Source organism: Priestia sp. FSL W8-0524, assembly GCF_038005965.1.
GTDB lineage: Bacteria > Bacillota > Bacilli > Bacillales > Bacillaceae_H > Priestia > Priestia zanthoxyli.
Genome location: NZ_JBBOUG010000001.1, coordinates 820,124 through 838,202 on the forward strand (window position 1 = coordinate 820,124; position 18,079 = coordinate 838,202).

Below are 18,079 nucleotides of genomic sequence, written 5' to 3' on the forward strand. Positions count from 1 at the left end.
TGGCAAACCTTCTTTTTAGTCTAAAAATATATATTTATAGGTCAAAGGTTTTGTTTTAGGTATTGGATATTTATTTTTTAGGGTTAAATATTGTATTTATAAGGAAAATAAATAGGTTTTATGTCATAATTATGGAAGTGTTTAAATTTTTTTGTGAAAGTTTTAAAAGTACATAATATGTCCAAGTGAAAGAGTAAACTGAATATACGATTTTGATCTTTGATAACTACATAAGAGTGAAGGTGTAACAAATGAGCATACAGCAAAATCAAACGTATCGTGTATTGTCTATGTATGAGCGGTTATCTAAAGGAGGAGTGTTAACAAAAGTTAATGAAGCCAATCGATTTGGTGTAGGAGAAAAGACAATTCAACGTGACTTGGAAAGCATTCGTACTTTTCTAGAGACTGAAAAAGTCAATCAGTTTCTTGAGTATGATCGCACTGAAAAAGTCTATAAGTTAAACGTTGATAATCAATCTGTTTTACGAAAAGAAGAGATTTTAGGTGTTGTAAAAATATTAGTAGAATCTCGTGCTTTTCCTAAAAACGATATGAAACAAATTATTAATAAATTAACAGACCAAGCGCTTCCCCAGGACCGAGTCTTTATTGAGAAGCTAATGCTGAATGAAGAGCACTTATATGTTGACTTGAAACATAAGAAATCACTTTTTGACTTATTATGGACATTGGCTGAAGCCGTTTACACTAAGCGAGTCATTCATGTGAAGTATAGGCGAGAACATGATAAAGAAGAAAAACAGCATATATTAAAGCCGTTAGGAATCATTTTTTCTGAGTATTATTTCTATTTAATTGCAGATCAAACAAAACGCAAAATGGACTTTCCGACTATTTATCGTGTAGATCGTATTGCTTCTTGTGAAGTTCAACCTACACGCTTTCGCTTTCCATATCAAGACCGATTTCAAGAAGGGGAATTTCGTCAGCGCATTCAATTTATGTATACAGGCGATCTACTAACAATCAAATTCAAGTTTACCGGTGCTTCTCCACAAGCAGTTTTGGACCGTTTACCCACGGCTAGAATCATAGATGAAAAAGCCGATTATACAATGTTCAAAGCCGAAGTGTTTGGAAATGGTATTAAAATGTGGTTATTAAGTCAAGGTGAATACATAGAGGTTTTAGAACCTGAAGGGCTAAGAAAACAAATCATGGAAAGTGCTATGGGGATGGTAGAGAAGTATCAATGAATGTTGAAGCAGTTAGATGTAAAAGTATGCTGATCCACCTATAAATAATCCTAAAATGATTGAAACCTAGCCATTTTATATTAGAGTCTATTAGTCTTAATAAACAAGTAGTGGATAGTTTAAAAAACTAGATAAGGAGCGTTAAATAATGTCTAAATACTGCAAGCTTTGCAAAGAGCTACACATGGATAATGAAATGTGCCCTTATCATTTACAACAATTAAAGCAAAATCCTAGCTTACTAACAGAAGCTGCTAATTTTACTTCCGTCTCTAGTCAATATCATTTAGTTACCTCACAAACGTTGGATGAAGTAGCAAGAGGAATTAATAAAGTAGCAGGTACGAAGTTAAGTTTTGAAGGTACACATCAATATATGAGAGATATTCAGGTGTTTAAACAGTTAAATGTAGATGGCTATTCTAAATCAGGAGTTTTTGAAAATGCAAAAACTGCTAAAAGCTATCTCGATAATGCTACTCAAGGGCAGCTAGACACATTAACAAAAAAATTAAATGGAACAGGTCAAGAAATAGATTGGCTTCGATGGAAAAACGGTCAATTCAGAAGTTTAATAGAAAAATCTAAACTTTTAGGCGAAGAAATGACAAATGCACCTGGTGTAGACGGCATAACGCTCAATCGCTTTGATGGAAAAACAATTAGTAGAACAACAATTAAAGCAGCAGAAAGTAAAAAAGGTTTAGGGACTAATGTAAACGATATCCTAAAAGCATTAAAAAACCGAACATTAAATCCTACCGATACTGTAGCAGGAATTGAAGGTACCGATGAAGCTTTACATAAAGCGCTAACTCGTAATATTGAAAAGGCGAGTCAAAACGGTGATATAGATTATGCAACCAGGCTTAAAGAAGCCCGAGCACATTTGAAAATACAAGAATTAAATCATACTGAAGGTGTAAAACAATCTACAAATCGATTAAAAGATAAAATAATGAAAGGGCAAGGTCATTCTACTGTAACTTTTCAAGAAGTATCAAAAAAAACTTGTCAAGGAGCGGTAATTGGTGCTGCAGTTGGCTTAACCGTTTCAAGTGTGACACATTATTTGAAATATAAAAATGGGGAAATTTCAGAGAAGGAAGCTTTTCAAGAAGTTGGTCGAGATACATTGAAAGGTGCCCTGGTAGGCGGAGCTATTGCTACAGTCAGTGTGTTTCTTCCTGGAGGGATATTAGGTTTTATAGCCGGAATAGCTGTAGGTATGTATATCAATAAAACATTAACTAATCTTTTAGACGAGGTGTTTGGAAAAGGATCTTACGCTGAAATTTTACATGCGTCAGGATATGTCTATGGGATGACGATCAGTCTTGCGGACATCATTAAAAGAATTGAAAAGGATGAAATTAAAATCCAAACGAATGAAAACAAAAGTAAAGCTAAATCAAGAAAAACGAATCAGAACTTGAATGAATTTGAATTTTTGATGAAAGGAAAGATATAGATAATGACCCAACAAGAATTAGTCATTGATTATGATTACTATGAGGCAAACCACTGCAGTTTTGAAGATTTAAAAGAAGCTTCCCTTAACTTAGCTTCAGCATCTCAAGAACAATTTGAACAAATGAAAAAAGAAAAATGGTTTAATCGTGTATTTGATATGGTGACATTATCAAATACATATGAGAAACGAATAGCTAATCAGATTGGAAATTTAGCTCAAGCTCAACAAATAATGTTGGAAATTCTTGTTCGTCTTTCAGAACGAGATGTAAGAATTTCTGATTTAGTAGTGGATGCTTTTGATAAAATAGAGAGACTATCAAGGGATAATGTATTATTAGCTAAACGAATTAATCTACTAGAAGAACGCTGTATTTTAGGCATTACAAAAGAAACAGATATCAGAGATTTGTCAGAGACAGAACAGGAAATTTTAGGAGGCACTCTTTTGGCTTTGATGCATGAATTTAATCATGTATCAGAAGAACAGCAGCAATATGCAAATACGGTACTCAATTATTTGGGTGTAGATGCTCAAACCATTCATGTACAGGCGTCTTTAGCTTCAATCGAACAAATTGAGGTAAAGAAAACAATCTTAACATCATGTCTCGAATACTGTTTCCTATATTCTCTTCATTTTGATTTATCAGAAGGAGTAGAAGCGATTATCGACGAGTTTGATTTTGGAAATAAAACGTTACGTGAAGTGAAAAACAAAGTAACATCTCTTTATAACCTGCGCAGTGTGAAAGGATTTATAGATAAATACAGTGAAATAGAGGAGATTGAAGAAGAATTTTATATTGAATTACCGGAATTGAATTTTGAAGAAGAGGAGGTAACACTTCAAGAGCTGAAGGTTACCAACATCTTGTACATTGCTCCAGAAGAAGAGAAAGTTTTCACAAATAATATCATTCATATCGAAGCTTTTATAAATTGTGAAGGTCACTTGAAATTTGATAACTGTGTTATTAACTATAATCAATCGCAAGGAATGAACGAAATAACGCTTTCTCAAAAAGCTAGCCTCACACTCTCTAACTGCCAGATAAACTGTCTAGGAGAAGATAAAAATTATTTTATTCAAGGAGAAAGTGAAAGTAAAGTTACTGTAGATAACAGTGAGTTTAACAACTGCACCAACTTCCTTAGCTTGAAAGAAGAATCTACTCTTCACATTAATAATTGTGCTATTTTTACTCCAGGAGAAAATTTTATTAACAGCAGGGGCTGGTGGGGGGGAATGACAGGAGAAATTTTAAATAGCAAAATACACTTTCTTGAGAACGACTCTAGGAGTGAAAAGTATAATGAATTTGCTGTCTTTCATAGCGAGGATCCTATATTTAATATAAGCGGCACAATGAATATTACTAACTGTGAAGTTGAAGGACGAGACAAATTTGTTGCAGAAAATTCTAATTATATTATTCTTGCCATTGAAAAATCCACGTACAGAAATTGCAGCTTTAAAAACATTAACAGATGTATAAACGGAGAAGCTACTATTGCTGAATGTAGCTTTGAATCATGTAAAAGTGTGATTACTCGGAGTTCAGAAATTGTTAATAGCTTATTTAAAGAATGTGAAAGAATTTTCACGGGGGATAATTTCTCAATAAAGCATAGTCAATTTGTAGATTGTCGAAATCGAATTGTTCATGGAGAAGGAATAAACATAGAGTTTTGTGAGTTTTATAACGTTGTGAGTGACTTTTCCGGAAGTGTAAGTCACGCTTGTTTTGAATTTATGTGTAGTGAAAATGCAGTTTCCAACAAAGTTTTTAAATGCTTATTCGATGGTGTGAAAGTAGATGAAGGGTTTCTTATCAAAGGATTCACCTCCAGGAAAATCTCTAGTCCTAAAGTTCTCGTTCAAGACTGTGACTTTAAAAATTGTACAACCAAACGCTCAACGAATGTAATTGTTAAAGAATATGACCACTATTATGGCTTATTTAATAAAAAAGTTGAAACAAAGCCCGTATCTATAAGAAATTGTAGAGGCCTAGAGGAAGTAAACGAAGGTAGAGATTATGCAGGAGAGTTTATGATTCGTGGAAAGACGCGAAAAGGTGTGAAAATTGGTGTTACGGTAGCTGGGGCGGTACTCGGAGCTCCAGGATTGATGGCTGGACTAGGGGTGGCGAAACTTCTAAAAGATAATGATTTACATCAGGAATAAGATTTTTATGTGCTAAGAAGGTTTTAAGGCTGTTATCATCTATTTGATTTTAAATGTTGAGTAGGTAGCACCTTTGCCTCCTCAAACTAGTAGTCAAAGCGCTTTTTAATTTAGCTCATTGAACTTTTCTAAAGACTTAGGTCACCAGTTAAAGTGATGTTTACCAAATATAAAATCGTTTCTGTTTATAAGAGAATCAGTTGTTTTGACTGTAGTAATCTAATGACTTTTCTGTTATATTTTAGAATTGTAAATTATTTTATTATAACCCAAGTAAAACCATTAGTGGCGTTACCCAGAATTTTGTAGGTTTTCTAACTAGATTATATAGCTTGTAACGCCCGAAAGACCATAGAAATTTAAAAATTCCTATGGTCTTTTTAGTAGTTTAAAATACGCAGAATGAAAATTTAAGTAAAAATAATAATTCATCTAAACAACTGAAGTCCCTTGTCGATATATAGTATGAACATATTTTCCTAGATAATATATGTTTAATAAAAATCACCCTCGCTAATAAGCGAGAAACTTCTTGCATACAAGGATGTAACCAAGAAGTAAAACAATTATATGGAGGTAAAGGAAAATGAGAATTAATCACAATATTACGGCGTTGAATACGTATCGCCAGTTTAACAGTGCGAACAATGCACAGAGTAAATCAATGGAGAAATTATCGTCTGGGCTTCGTATTAACAGTGCGGCTGATGATGCAGCAGGTCTTGCAATTTCTGAAAAAATGCGCGGGCAAATTCGTGGGTTGGATCAAGCTTCATCAAATGCACAAGACAGTATCTCACTAATACAAACTGCTGAAGGTGCTCTAAATGAAACTCATGATATTTTACAACGTATGCGTGAGCTTTCAGTCCAGTCTGCAAATGATACTAACACAGCAGACGACCGTGCTGAAATACAAAAAGAAGTTGACCAGTTAAAAGAAGAAGTTAACCGTATTTCTGATACTACTGAGTTTAATACAAAAAAATTATTAAATGGTAACGTTGCGAGTACCGCTACTGTTAGTGGAACAAACACTGCTAAGATCGATACTGCCGATGTTACTAATGCAAAATTAGCAAGTGGAGTTTATACTCTTACAGTGGAGAATACTGCTAATATTGAAATTACAGATGAAGTAGATGCTGGGACAGGAATCCAAACTGGTGATATTACTGCTACGGCGGCAAACGCAAAGTACGGCCAATACCAAGTTAAAGTATCAGACGATGCAGAAAATGCAGGTAGAAAAGTAGTAACTCTTATTAATTCTGCAAATGGAGAAGAAGTAGGCTCACAATCTAATGTCGATTATGGTACTGATTCAGTTACTTTAGGTGGTTTCGACATTGATACAACAAATGGTACAGGAAACGGAACTTACAGTTTTGAATACGAAGGGGACCATGACTTCAAATTAGCAGATGCTGATGGTAATACTATTGCTACACAAAGTTTTACAGATTTAAATAAATCTGAAGTAGAAATTGCTGGGGTTAAAGTTTCTTTTAACGGAGATATTGCAGACGGTTCAGATACAACAATTACAATAGCGAATAACTCTTTAGCTACACAAATCGGTGCTAACAAAGACCAAACTATGAATATTAATATTAATGATATGTCAGCAAAAGCTCTTGGTGTGAATGATCTTGATGTAACTTCACAAACTGGTGCAGAAACCGCTATTAAATCTCTTGATAGTGCAATTAAATCAGTTTCAGGAGAACGTTCTAAATTAGGTGCATTCCAAAATCGTCTAGAACATACAATTAATAACTTGAACACGTCTTCTGAAAACCTAACGGCATCGGAATCTCGTATTCGTGACGTAGATTATGCTTTAGCTGCATAAGCAGTAACAAGCACAGTCGTCCTAGCTGGTAACGGCTAGCGATTATAATCGGGTGAATTGCTGGAAAACCCTTAGAGCTTTTCTTGCCACAACGTAGTTGGAAACGACAGGCGTGACGGTTAAAAAAAGAAAAGATTGGGCAATCAGCAGCCAAGCTCCTGACTTGAAAAAGTGGAGAAGGTTCAACGACTAGGGTAGACCATCTAAAAGCTATGCTCAAGATGATGAAATCCATAGGTGAAACAATAACCATCAGTGTTGTGAATCCGAAGTGCCCGACCCCTCCTTATACATTAGGGTGAAGATATAGTCTAGTCATTTATGAAAGTAAATGTTCGCACGATGGCGAAAGAAATGATGGAACAAACTAAGAATTCAATTCTTTCTCAAGCATCACAAGCAATGTTGGCTCAATCTAATCAGTTGCCTCAAGGAGTTTTACAACTTTTGAGATAATGATTAAAGGGCGTCTAGCTTGGTAACGAGTTAGAGGATAACTGGGTGAACTGCTGGAACTTCCTAAAGCTTTATCAACCACAACGTAATCAGAAATGATAAGCGTAACGGTCTGAAAATGATAAAGATGCTACAATGGATAATCAGCAGCCAAGCTCCTGTGAGGAAACTTTGGAGAAGGTTCAACGACTAGAGAATACGGTCTAAGGTTAAAAACTATGACTATGAATCTCGTAGGGCAGTGAAAGCTGTTCGAAGTGCCCAGCTCCTATATAATAGGATGAAGATATAGTCTATTCTGTCATCGAAAGATGCAGTCGCAAAGCAAGCGAACCAACAACCACAAGGAGTTTTACAACTTCTTCGTTAATAAATCTTTAAGGAATTCTAGCTTGGCTAGAATTCCTTTTTATATTTAATACAAAAAAATTTACACCAGTAGTTTAAAAGTACTTCACAAAAGTTTTTTCTCCTTCAGTTCTCTAATTTTGTAAACAATTGACCAGTATGTTCGATTCATTGCTATAGCTATATTAGAGATTGGTTCTCCTTTTTTATGCAATACGATAATACAATTAATTTCTTCTGGAGAGTAGGACCTGTAGCGATCTGAACTTGAAGCAATAATTTCATAGCTAGGATATTGCTCGAGAAGTAATTGTTTTTCTTTGTTATAGCGCCAATACCAATTAGTTTTGTAAAACATGCTTGGACAAGTGTTAGTCACAGGAGAGATAAAGTCTAAAAATGAAAAGGTATGTTGTACAGATGTAAATCTTAACATATGACTATATCCAGATGGAGTAGAGCATAGTTTAAAGGAATAATTGAAAGCATCTTGGATGTGTTTTTGTAGTAAGTTGAGCTCACGTACAGGATAACATTGAAGAGCTAACATAATAGAGGGTGTAAGATAGATTCGTTTTTTGGTATGATTAATTCGTTTTGTAATTGATAGTGTACCATCATCCATATACAAGACAGCCAAAAAGTGAGGTAGAATACATGTTGGTAGTAACTTTTCAGGAACTTGTTTTCGATTTTTACTATTGTAAAAGTGTGGATATAGTTGTGTGAAAAGAGGAAGTGATCTAGAGCAAAGGCTATGACTTTTTTTATTGAAATATAATAAATCAGGAAGAAATAACTGTTTCCATTCACGATACTTTTCTTGAGCTTGTCCATAATGTTCACGGTAGCTATTATTTTTACGTCGACTATTTTTATAAATTTTTGTTATTTCACCGTCACCCATAATACTAGCTATTAAAACATTTTGTTGAATGGGAGATAACTGATACAAATCCATTTCGTTCACCTCAACTTATAATAAGAATGTATGTTCTTATTATAAGTTATAATGTTAAATAATTAAAAGATATAGTTTGTTTATAAGAAAAAAGAAAGTAAGTGTCCTATGAATATCGCACTCATGTCAATGTCACTAAGCCAAGGAAAAGTCCATCAGCAAGCTTCCCTATCCGTCATGAAAATGGCAATGGGAAATGCTGAACAGCAAGGAGAAGCTGTTAAGGAATTAATCAGCACCTCCAATGTAAAAGCACTTCAACAAGCCGCTCAGCCGCATTTAGGAGGAAATATTGATTTAAAATTATAGTTTCATCACTGCTAGATAAATGAAGTGTAAGGACACCTCATATAGTGTCCTTACTATGCAAAATGACCTTACCACATGAAGTAAGGTCATTTTGCATAGATAATATTATTGGCTTTTAATGCGTAGCCCCACCCGAAACCACAACATCCTCCTCAACCAAAATCGTCGTCTTCACCACACTCAACAACCCTTGCACAATCAAATCCAACGACATACTCGCTTTCCCTGGGTGATTGACAGCTTGTTCAGGAAGGTAAGGAATATGAACAAATCCTCCTTTAATACAACAGTTTTGAATCATGTTCATGAGCCCGTAGAATACGTGGTTACACACAAACGTTCCAGCAGTTTGCGATATGCTGCTTGGAATGCCTGCTTGGCGCAGATTTTCGACAGCTGCTTTAATTGGCAGTGTCGAAAAGTATGCGGCAGGACCGTTTTCGATAATAGGGCGATCAATGGGCTGCTGGCCGATGTTGTCAGGAATTCGTGCGTCGTCTACGTTAATGGCCACGCGTTCTACTGTAATTCCTTCTCGCCCGCCGGCTTGTCCAACGCAAATGACAATAGAAGGGCTAATGTCTTCTATATACGTATGAAGCTTCGCGATTGATTCACCAAACACAGTAGGAAGAGGTTTAGCGATAATGTGATAGTCTTCAACAGCTACACCGTCTAAAGCTTTTACCGCTTCTAAGGACGGATTAATACTTTCACCTTCGAATGGTTCAAATCCGGTTAGTAATACAGTTGTCATTCTATCAATCTCCTTTAAAAATGGTATACAAGGTAGTACATTAATAGCGTATTCACAACAAAAACGGATAAAGCAATCGGCACTTGAGCTTTAATTACGGCATTTTTGTCTTTTAATTCAAGCAGCATGGCAGGTACGATGTTAAAGTTGGCTGCCATTGGCGTAAGAAGCGTGCCGCAGTAGCCAGCAAACATGCCAAGTGCCGCCATAATCGCTGGATTTCCTCCGTGCATGTGTACGATCAGCGGAAGACCAATCCCTCCCGTAATAACGGCAAACGCCGCAAACGCATTTCCCATTACAATGGTAAACAGCAGCATTCCTAAGCAGTATGCAAGCACAGCAACAAACGCGTAGTTAGTCGGCAGTATATCACTTACAATATCCGAGACGACTGTTCCAACACCTGATTTTGAAAAGATACCGCCAAGCGCTGCGAGCATTTGCGGTAAAATAACTGCCCAGCCTACTGCTTGAAGCAAGCGGCTTCCTTCTTTAACTGGTACGTCCATTTTTGCTTTGGTAACGCCCATTGAGGCAATAAACGCAATGACAGCTGCGATTGCCAGTGAAATTAACGTAACTTTTTCTGGATCAATTAACGCCCAGTTTCCAAATTTAATTTTGCCAAAAAGAAGGGTACCGATAATTGTAAAAATAGGAATAAATAAAGCCGGTAAAAAGATTTTGTTTTTTAATCGCTGCGCGTGAGCCACGCGTTCTTCAGCAGGCGTTTCGGCTTCATTAGATTTAGTCACCCGGTTAAATGAAGCAAGCAGTACCATGATAATAACTAAACATCCTACATAAAAAGGCGGAATGACGTTGCCAAATAAAAACGTAATGGAAAACAATGCCCAGAATAGAGATGACCCTAAACGGTTAGGATGGTTGTGATCGCGTGCGATTCGAATTGCGATAAAAGCGACAATAATACCGAGTAAGTAGTAAATCGTATCAAGCATCAGGATGCTTTTCATTTAGCTCGCCTCCGTCTTTGAAGATGATGTTTGTTTGTGTTTCGTCATTTTTTTGTGAATTCTTCGGTCTAACTGACGGAAACGAATGGCGCTGATCAGCAGCGCTGCGATGGCTGTTGGAATACCCCAAAGCGCCATATCCCAGACGTCAACGTGAATCCCTACAGAGTCAAAAAATCCTTTCATTAAAAGAATTCCACCCGTTGCAATAAAGATATCTTCTCCGAAAAACCAGCCCGTATTTTCAGCTGCCGCTGCGTGAGCGCGGATATCTTCTTTGACTTTAGGCGGAAGCTCTCCGTATTTGGCACGGGCTGCGCCTTCAGACATAGGTGCCACTAACGGACGCACGGATTGAGCATGTCCTCCGATATTTAAGCCGACTGCCGCTGAGATTTCACGGATAAAAAGATATATAAGTAAAACATTTCCAGAAGAAGCGTTTTTCGCTTTTTTTATTAGTACTTCCGCTTGTTCCTTTAGCCCGTATTTTTCTAATACGCCAAAGATAGGAAGAGTAAGTAAAATAGCCATAGACATATAGCGGTTATCGACAAAGAACTGACCGAACATCGTAATTACTTCATGCAATGATAAGCCTGATACAAGGCCCGTCACGATGCCTGCAACAGTTACCACAAGCAGCGTGTTTAAACGAAATAAAAATCCCACTGCCACTAGCAAAACCCCAATTAATTTCAACATAAAAAATCCCCCTCCAGTATGTATAGACCGTGCTGCAAAGTCACCTCCATTGCTTTTCTAAAAAAACAAAGATGTTTTGAGTATAAACAATTCTGAAAATTAAAACAAGATGCTTAAATCATAAAATTATTTAAACAGTAAAACAAAAACTACTGGGTCTTAAAAATAGATTGTCGTCTATGTGAAGTGAAATTTATAGCTTTATAGAAAAAAGAAGTTTAAAAATGGTAAATGAAGGATTTTACACTAATGGGGGACTACTTTTTTAAAGAAAATAACGATATACATATTGAATAAAAATGAATAAATAGTAAAATGATAACTGGATTTCTAAAATAAATCTGTCCAGTATGAATATGTTTTCTAGTGGATTAGTAAAAAATAGAGAGAAAGAACTATCTATTTGTCTGATAATCAGAATATTTCTTTGAAATATAAGGTGAATAGTTATGTTAGCTGGTGAAAGAAGGGGTGTGTGTTGTCATGCAGGCAATACACGAAATTACATAGTTAGGTGGAATGATATGCTTTTGTCAGTAGTAGTACCTTGCTTTAATGAAGGAAATAACGTTCATTCATTTTATGAATATACGACCAACATTTTAGCAAGAGAAGATTTTGAGTATGAATTAGTTTTTGTGAATGATGGGAGTTCGGATGATACGCTTAGCTGCTTAAAAGAACTTTCAGATAGATATGAAGAAGTGTCTTATATTTCATTCAGCAGAAACTTTGGAAAAGAAGCGGCAATGCTGGCTGGACTGCAGTATGCAGAAGGAGATGCGGTTGTTTTAATGGATGGAGATTTACAGCATCCTCCAGAATTAATTCCACAAATGGTTCATTATTATCGTAAGGGCTATCATCAAGTCATTGCTAAGCGGAATCGAAAAGGAGATGCAGTTATTAAGTCTTCTTTGTCTAAGCTGTACTATAAAATGATGAATAAATTTGTTGATATTTCCTTGGTGAATGGAGTGGGAGATTTTCGCCTTTTAAGCAGAAAAGCGCTGAATGCCTTGCTTTCTTTAAATGAATATAACCGGTTTTCAAAAGGGCTGTTTTCATGGATTGGATTTAAAGAATATACGATTAACTATGAGAATGTCGTCAGAGAAGAAGGCGAAAGCAAATGGACGTTTAGTAAATTATTAAACTACGGAATTGACGGCGTAATTTCATTTAACAATAAGCCGCTGCGTGCATCGATTTATATGGGAATGGGTGTAACGGTTCTAGGATTTATATATGTCCTGACGATGCTTGTGAAAATTTTATTTGCAGGGATTGATGTACCAGGCTATTTTACATTAATATCCGCTATTTTAATTATTGGCGGCTTACAGCTGACGTTTTTAGGAATTATCGGGGAATATATTGGACGCATTTACTATGAGTCTAAAAAACGTCCACACTATATTATCGAAGAGGAGACAATGACGGCAAAACATGAAAATCATCAAAAGTGGCATACCCATGCTTAATGCTCAGTTTATACGTTTTGTGATTGTAGGATTTTTAAATACATTTAATTACTACGTAATTTATTTGATTTGCAATTATCTTTTTCATTTTGAATACTTAGTTTCGCATATTATTGGATTTGTGATTAGTATGATTGGCTCGTTCTTTTTAAATTCTTATTTTACATACAAGATTAGACCGACGCTAGCGCAGTTTTTTCAATTCCCTTTAACCTATGTCGTGAACATCACCGTATCAACTAGCGCACTATATTTATTGGTTGATTTAATGCATATGAACGAAACCGTATCGCCTATTTTGGCTTCGGTTATTGCTATTCCTTTTACGTTTGTTATTTCAAAAAAAATCTTAGTTCAAAAAGCATAGAGTAGTAGAAATCTGACAAAGGGCGTATTTTTGTCAGATTTTTATATGCAGTGTTAACTTTGGCTAAAAATAAAAGGCAGGTAACGCAGTTATGTTTGATCGAAAGAAAATTGGGATGCACGTCGTGGCAGCTGTCATCTTTATGCTCACCATCTTCAGCGTGTATTTTTATTTCTACTTATCCGAAGGTTATATGACCACACGGAATACGGATGCAACGGTTCAACTGCTGTTCTTTCGTTATTTTTTACATGAACAGTTTTTACATGGCGATTTCTTTTGGTCATGGAAATACGGTTTAGGAGGAGATGTGTTTGCAAATTTCAGCTATTATTATTCAACGTCCGTCTTTTTCCTCCTTACGTTATTTCTAAAATTAGATACGTTAAAAGATGTGCTAGCGCTCAATACAATCATCAGCGCATTAAAGCTTTTTTGCGCCATGATGTTTATGTATGCTTTGCTTCAACACAATAAGCGTTCGTACACTGCTTCCATTGTAGGAGCAATGATTTACGGAGGTTCTAGCTTTTTCGCTGGCTATTCCAACCGGTTTGATTTTATGGCAGAAGCATTTGTATGGCTGCCGCTGCTGATCCTTTCGTATGATCGCTTAGTGGATCAAGGTAAAAAAGGGTTGTTCATTTTTGCAGTATTTGTCGTGATAACAACAAACTTCTATTTTGGTTTCATGAGCAGCGTGTACTTAAATATTTATGCCGTGTTCAAATACTTTTTAGCTTCATCATCGTATTCGTTTAAAAGCTTTGTAAAGTATTATATAACGCTCATTAAATACTATATTGTTGGGTTTTTACTTTCAGCTTTTGCGTTTATTCCAACCGTGTACGCATTTCTACATGCAGGTCGATTTGATAAAGAGTATGATGTTCCGCTATTTTATACAAACATTTTTTATCATAATGTGGTGTATAACTTCTTTTACCCTTACTCGGCTTCGCAAACGCTTGGAATGTCGATTGTTGGGTTGATTGCTATTTTGTTAAGCGTACTGTATATCAAACAAAAAGAAATGCTGATTCGCGTATGCTTATTGCTCTTTATGATTGGACTGTATTTCTTCCCGTACGCTTATTCATTTTTTAACGGTTTGTCAGCTATGCAGCCAAGATGGATTTACATGCTGATTTTTACCTGTGGAATGGTAGCGGCATATGCAATTGACTATGATAAAAAAGGGTCAAAAGTACGGACGGTTTATTTATTACTCCTTCTTCTAGGCTTTTTATGGTACACAACCTACGTGCCATCACCAAAAGAGCTCCCGAATGATGGAGTTGAAATTGTCTTTTTTATAATTGTACTGTTCGCTTTTTTACTTCGTTTTCAACTGAAAAAAGCTGCCTTTTTTGTATGCGTAACAGCCGTTGCTATTGGCAGTATCGGCTACAACAACTTTATGATGTTTACGCAGGATCTAGGAGACGTGCTTGCTCAAAAAGAGTCGACGCTTCAAACGTTTTCAGGAAGCGGATATGACAGTGAAACGGATCAAGAAGTCATTAACTATATTACGCAAAGAGATGATTCGTTTTATCGTGTGATGTGGAATCAAATTAATAAAGAAAATATTCCGTTGTATTATAATTATCATGGATTCAGCAGCTATCAAAGTCTGATTCCAGATAATGTCCACAGCTTCTTTAAAGAAACGTATAATATTGCGCAAATGGACTCACCAAGCCGGTACAGTAATTTAGATCAGCGCCTGTATGTAGAAACAGCGCTTATGAACAAATATTATATCGTTAAAAGCGGTGATGCTTTCCAGCCGTATGGTTTTACGTTACTAAAAGAGTTAAACGGATATAAAATTTATAAAAATGATCATTTCCTTCCTGTTGGATTTATGTATAATCAAGCAGTTTCGACAAATCAATTTAATGAATTGAATGAAGTACAAAAAGATCAGCTGATGTTAAAAGCTGCAGTAGTTGAAAAGCAAGGGAACATACCGCAGTTTGATTTGAAAAAGCTTAAAAGCAAGCAGCTGCTTGAAGGAATGGAAAATGTAAAGCTTGACAATATCGATAAAAACGGAAATGTGTACACAGCAAGAGAAAATGCAGTGATGTGCATTCCGTTAACGACAAAAGAAACAGGCTCGGGCGAAACGATTCTTAAAATGACCTTTAAAAACCTTACAACAGGTTCGTTAAACTTAGTAATTAACGGAAGAAATTTTGAAAAACGTTCGGTCAACAACATTTATTCATATCCAAAAGACAGCTATGCATTTAATATTCAAAATGCTCAGCGTAACGGAGAGATTACAATCGGGCTATCACCTGGGCAGTATGAGTTTGACGATATGGAAGTGCTGTTTAACTCCTATAAAAACTATGCAGCATCAGTTGACGAGTTAAAACAGTCTGCGCTTCAACACGTGAAGTATGACGAAAATTCTTTACAAGGTGATATACATGCTAAAAAAGCAGGGATGTTATTTCTATCTGTTCCATACAGCAAAGGCTGGCATCTAAAAGTAGATGGAAAAGCTGCTGACTTTGAACAAGTAAACGGAACATTTATCGGAGTTCGTGTACCTAAAGGTAATCATGAAATTTCGATGAAGTATATAACGCCTTATTTTAAAGAGTCGCTGACAGTTTCACTTTTAACAGCTGCAGCAATAGGAATTTTGTTTGTAGTAAGAAAGAGAAAAAAAGCAAAAACTACATTTGAAAAAGAAGCGGCATAATAAATAGTGTAAAAAAGGCTTTGGGACTACGATTCCAAAGCCTTTTTTATACCTTTATCGTTGAATAGTCTATTCAATGATAAAGAGAAGTTTTGTAAAAGATAATTGTTCTAATGGTTTGAAAATACTTCTCCTAAAATCCAAAAGATGGTATGTAACGCTAAAAGGTATGAATATAGAATGATATATTTTTTATATGGATTATATGAAGGGTAAAAATAAACGAAAAAACACCGATAAATATATAGGAGTATAAAGTTTTCAACAGGAGGATACATACATGTTATTTTGTAAGGAATGTGGCAAGCAGTTAAAGAAAGGAGCGGAATTTTGCCAAGAATGTGGGCAACCCGTTGAACAAGACAGCCCCCAACAGACATCGGTTGAAGAAAATCGTATGGATACAAGAACCTCAAACCGCTCACCTCAGTCACCTAAGCAAATGTCTAAAAAGACAAAAGGAAAACTCATTGCTGCAGGAGTAGCGGTCGTTCTATTAATAGGGGGATATAAAGCGGGGGAGTACTTTACTGATAAAGATAGAATGATTGATCGCTTTGAAACAGCCGTACATAATAACGATCAGGAAACTGTGGCTCGTCTATTAAGTTCTCAGAATTCAAATTTGGAAATAAATAAAGACAATGTCAAAGGATTTATGGCGTATTTTCAAAAGCACCCTAATGAAGTGAACGATATGATAGAGTTACTAGAAGTAGAATCTCAAGCCATAGAGAAAGGAATTAATGTAAATAAAGCATTAAATAATAAATATGGATACGGTACAGAAGTAGTTCCTTTTCAGCTAGTACAGAGAGGGAAGACAGCTTTTCTTTTTGATAAATATACGATTGAAGCCAGACCGATGTATGTAGAAGTAGACACAGATTATAAAGATACAGCTATCTATATAGAGGGAAAGAAAGTAGGTACATCGGCATCTAATCATTTTTCTAAAAAGTATGGTCCTTACCTACCTGGACTTTATAAAGTAGAAGGAAAATATAAAACTGGATTTGTTGATTTAGTTACAAAAGAAACAGTCTCATTGATGGATGATACGAACAAAAAAAATGTTTCTTTAGATTTGGAAGGAGAAGACATTGCCTTTGACTTAGGAACAAACCCTTCAGATATGAAAGGTACATTGTTCATTGATGGAAAAAAGGTTAAACTCAATCCTTTTAAAACATCTGAATTTGGTCCTGTTGTAACAGATGGTTCAATGAATATGAAAGTAACAGCAACTTTTCCTTGGGGAGAAATGACGAGCCGAAATATCCCGATTGACAGTAATGAAATTCAGTACAATTTTGGTAGAGACAAAGATTTAGAAAAATCGCTAATGGAAACAGTAGCTGCTGAGAATAAAAACTTAATTAAAGTATATATCACAGGTAGGCCGAATGAATTAAAAAATGTTACGGATCATTACAAATATACGGTAGGGGAATCAGTTAGTGATGGTGGAACCGACACTGAGTATTCAAAACTTCAATACCTAGGCACAACCTTTGATTTAAATACAAGTGAATTAGAGTATACAGATGAAGGGCATTGGCAAGCTACCATAGACGGTAAAGAATCTTATAATATTGACTATGGTTCAGGTTTAGAAAAAGAGGACACGGTTGTTAAATACAAGCTAGTGTATGATGAAGAAAAGAAAAAATGGCTTCTAGACGATTTAGAAGATACATATGGATCATTTTCAGAAAATGTGAAGGAAATCAAGGAAGAACATCCAAAAGTATATCAAGTGCAAGCTGCTAAGTCAGAGGACAATAGTAATGACGATAGCGAAGTAACAGCTGATGATACTGATACAGATATTGAAGATAAGAGCGAATCAGTAGATGAAGGTTCATTAGGTACAGCTGATCTTACTCTGTTTATGACTGAATACATGGATGCAACAATGAAATCAATTAAAAACCATGACTTTTCGATTGCGGCGCCGTATATTGATCCGGCTGGAAAAAAGTATAATGAACAAAAAGAATATACGGCGTATTTAAACAAAAAGAATATTACAGAAGATTTATTAAATTTTGAGGTGACGAACGTAGAGCCGATAGCAAACGGTTATCAAGTAAATACTTCCGAAGAATATAACATCACATATGGTGACGGCAGTGTAAAACATAAAAAATTCAAAAGTGTGCATAAAGTTCTGCAGTTAGCTAATGGAAGCTTAGGTGTAAATGAATTGGTTAGCTCCACTGAAGTGAACTAAATAGGTTGCCTAATC

The 18,079-nt window shown here is 35.7% G+C and carries 14 protein-coding genes; 10 read left to right on the top strand and 4 right to left on the bottom strand.

Features of this window, described 5'->3' with window-relative positions; translation table 11 throughout:
* The first annotated feature begins 251 nt into the window (after window positions 1–251).
* The 5 genes from NST66_RS04085 to NST66_RS04105 all read left to right on the top strand — a co-directional run bounded on the left by NST66_RS04085 (window position 252) and on the right by NST66_RS04105 (window position 7,195).
* The gene (locus NST66_RS04085; protein WP_340843088.1) at window positions 252–1,220 is read left to right on the top strand and encodes a helix-turn-helix transcriptional regulator; all 969 of its coding nucleotides are present in this window, start codon (window positions 252–254) and stop codon (window positions 1,218–1,220) included.
* 184 nt (window positions 1,221–1,404) lie between these two features.
* Complete coding sequence (locus NST66_RS04090) at window positions 1,405–2,691, top strand: hypothetical protein (RefSeq protein WP_340843089.1); 1,287 nt, start codon at window positions 1,405–1,407, stop codon at window positions 2,689–2,691.
* A gap of 3 nt (window positions 2,692–2,694) precedes the next feature.
* The gene (locus NST66_RS04095) at window positions 2,695–4,884 is read left to right on the top strand and encodes a hypothetical protein (protein ID WP_340843090.1); all 2,190 of its coding nucleotides are present in this window, start codon (window positions 2,695–2,697) and stop codon (window positions 4,882–4,884) included.
* A 586-nt stretch (window positions 4,885–5,470) separates the two neighbouring features.
* A complete protein-coding gene (locus NST66_RS04100) occupies window positions 5,471–6,739 on the top strand; it encodes a flagellin N-terminal helical domain-containing protein (protein ID WP_241096920.1) in 1,269 nt (422 codons plus the stop codon).
* Window positions 6,740–7,093: 354 nt separating this feature from the next.
* Window positions 7,094–7,195, top strand: coding sequence for a flagellin (locus tag NST66_RS04105; protein ID WP_275037572.1), 102 nt, complete (start codon window positions 7,094–7,096; stop codon window positions 7,193–7,195).
* 454 nt (window positions 7,196–7,649) lie between these two features.
* Here the strand turns inward: NST66_RS04105 and NST66_RS04110 are convergent, their stop codons facing one another.
* Window positions 7,650–8,504, bottom strand: coding sequence for a DNA endonuclease (locus NST66_RS04110; protein WP_340843091.1), 855 nt, complete (start codon window positions 8,502–8,504; stop codon window positions 7,650–7,652).
* A 108-nt stretch (window positions 8,505–8,612) separates the two neighbouring features.
* Here NST66_RS04110 and NST66_RS04115 point away from each other — a divergent pair, with 108 nt between their 5' ends.
* Complete coding sequence (locus NST66_RS04115) at window positions 8,613–8,813, top strand: YjfB family protein (RefSeq protein WP_340843092.1); 201 nt, start codon at window positions 8,613–8,615, stop codon at window positions 8,811–8,813.
* A gap of 115 nt (window positions 8,814–8,928) precedes the next feature.
* Here the strand turns inward: NST66_RS04115 and pcp are convergent, their stop codons facing one another.
* The 3 genes from pcp to NST66_RS04130 are packed head-to-tail and all read right to left on the bottom strand — an operon-like array spanning window position 8,929 to window position 11,255.
* Window positions 8,929–9,570 carry a pyroglutamyl-peptidase I gene (gene pcp / locus NST66_RS04120; RefSeq protein ID WP_340843093.1) on the bottom strand — a complete coding sequence of 214 codons (642 nt, stop codon included), beginning with the start codon at window positions 9,568–9,570 and terminating at the stop codon, window positions 8,929–8,931.
* 14 nt (window positions 9,571–9,584) lie between these two features.
* Entirely contained in the window at window positions 9,585–10,550 is a 966-nt protein-coding gene (locus tag NST66_RS04125) for a DUF979 domain-containing protein (protein WP_340843094.1), read from the bottom strand.
* A complete protein-coding gene (locus NST66_RS04130; RefSeq protein ID WP_302892624.1) occupies window positions 10,551–11,255 on the bottom strand; it encodes a DUF969 domain-containing protein in 705 nt (234 codons plus the stop codon).
* A 524-nt stretch (window positions 11,256–11,779) separates the two neighbouring features.
* On the opposite strand from NST66_RS04130, the gene NST66_RS04135 reads away from it, so the two are divergent.
* From NST66_RS04135 to NST66_RS04150, 4 genes are all read left to right on the top strand, one after another.
* Window positions 11,780–12,739, top strand: coding sequence for a glycosyltransferase family 2 protein (locus NST66_RS04135; RefSeq protein WP_340843095.1), 960 nt, complete (start codon window positions 11,780–11,782; stop codon window positions 12,737–12,739).
* Window positions 12,732–13,106 carry a GtrA family protein gene (locus tag NST66_RS04140; RefSeq protein ID WP_328105536.1) on the top strand — a complete coding sequence of 125 codons (375 nt, stop codon included), beginning with the start codon at window positions 12,732–12,734 and terminating at the stop codon, window positions 13,104–13,106. Before NST66_RS04135 ends, NST66_RS04140 begins: the two co-directional genes overlap by 8 nt.
* A gap of 91 nt (window positions 13,107–13,197) precedes the next feature.
* Window positions 13,198–15,828 carry a YfhO family protein gene (locus NST66_RS04145; protein ID WP_340843096.1) on the top strand — a complete coding sequence of 877 codons (2,631 nt, stop codon included), beginning with the start codon at window positions 13,198–13,200 and terminating at the stop codon, window positions 15,826–15,828.
* Between the two features lie 280 nt (window positions 15,829–16,108).
* Entirely contained in the window at window positions 16,109–18,064 is a 1,956-nt protein-coding gene (locus tag NST66_RS04150; protein ID WP_340843097.1) for a zinc ribbon domain-containing protein, read from the top strand.
* Window positions 18,065–18,079: the final 15 nt, after the last annotated feature.

Bases quoted from the DNA above. Each gene is read 5' to 3' on its own strand.
- NST66_RS04115 (WP_340843092.1), top strand. From the start codon at position 8,613: ATGAATATCGCACTCATGTCAATGTCACTAAGCCAAGGAAAAGTCCAT.
- NST66_RS04125 (WP_340843094.1), bottom strand. From the start codon at position 10,550: ATGAAAAGCATCCTGATGCTTGATACGATTTACTACTTACTCGGTATT.
- NST66_RS04140 (WP_328105536.1), top strand. From the start codon at position 12,732: ATGCTTAATGCTCAGTTTATACGTTTTGTGATTGTAGGATTTTTAAAT.
- NST66_RS04095 (WP_340843090.1), top strand. From the start codon at position 2,695: ATGACCCAACAAGAATTAGTCATTGATTATGATTACTATGAGGCAAAC.
- NST66_RS04135 (WP_340843095.1), top strand. From the start codon at position 11,780: ATGCTTTTGTCAGTAGTAGTACCTTGCTTTAATGAAGGAAATAACGTT.
- NST66_RS04130 (WP_302892624.1), bottom strand. From the start codon at position 11,255: ATGTTGAAATTAATTGGGGTTTTGCTAGTGGCAGTGGGATTTTTATTT.
- NST66_RS04110 (WP_340843091.1), bottom strand. From the start codon at position 8,504: ATGGATTTGTATCAGTTATCTCCCATTCAACAAAATGTTTTAATAGCT.
- NST66_RS04090 (WP_340843089.1), top strand. From the start codon at position 1,405: ATGGATAATGAAATGTGCCCTTATCATTTACAACAATTAAAGCAAAAT.
- pcp (WP_340843093.1), bottom strand. From the start codon at position 9,570: ATGACAACTGTATTACTAACCGGATTTGAACCATTCGAAGGTGAAAGT.
- NST66_RS04145 (WP_340843096.1), top strand. From the start codon at position 13,198: ATGTTTGATCGAAAGAAAATTGGGATGCACGTCGTGGCAGCTGTCATC.
- NST66_RS04085 (WP_340843088.1), top strand. From the start codon at position 252: ATGAGCATACAGCAAAATCAAACGTATCGTGTATTGTCTATGTATGAG.
- NST66_RS04105 (WP_275037572.1), top strand. From the start codon at position 7,094: ATGATGGAACAAACTAAGAATTCAATTCTTTCTCAAGCATCACAAGCA.
- NST66_RS04100 (WP_241096920.1), top strand. From the start codon at position 5,471: ATGAGAATTAATCACAATATTACGGCGTTGAATACGTATCGCCAGTTT.
- NST66_RS04150 (WP_340843097.1), top strand. From the start codon at position 16,109: ATGTTATTTTGTAAGGAATGTGGCAAGCAGTTAAAGAAAGGAGCGGAA.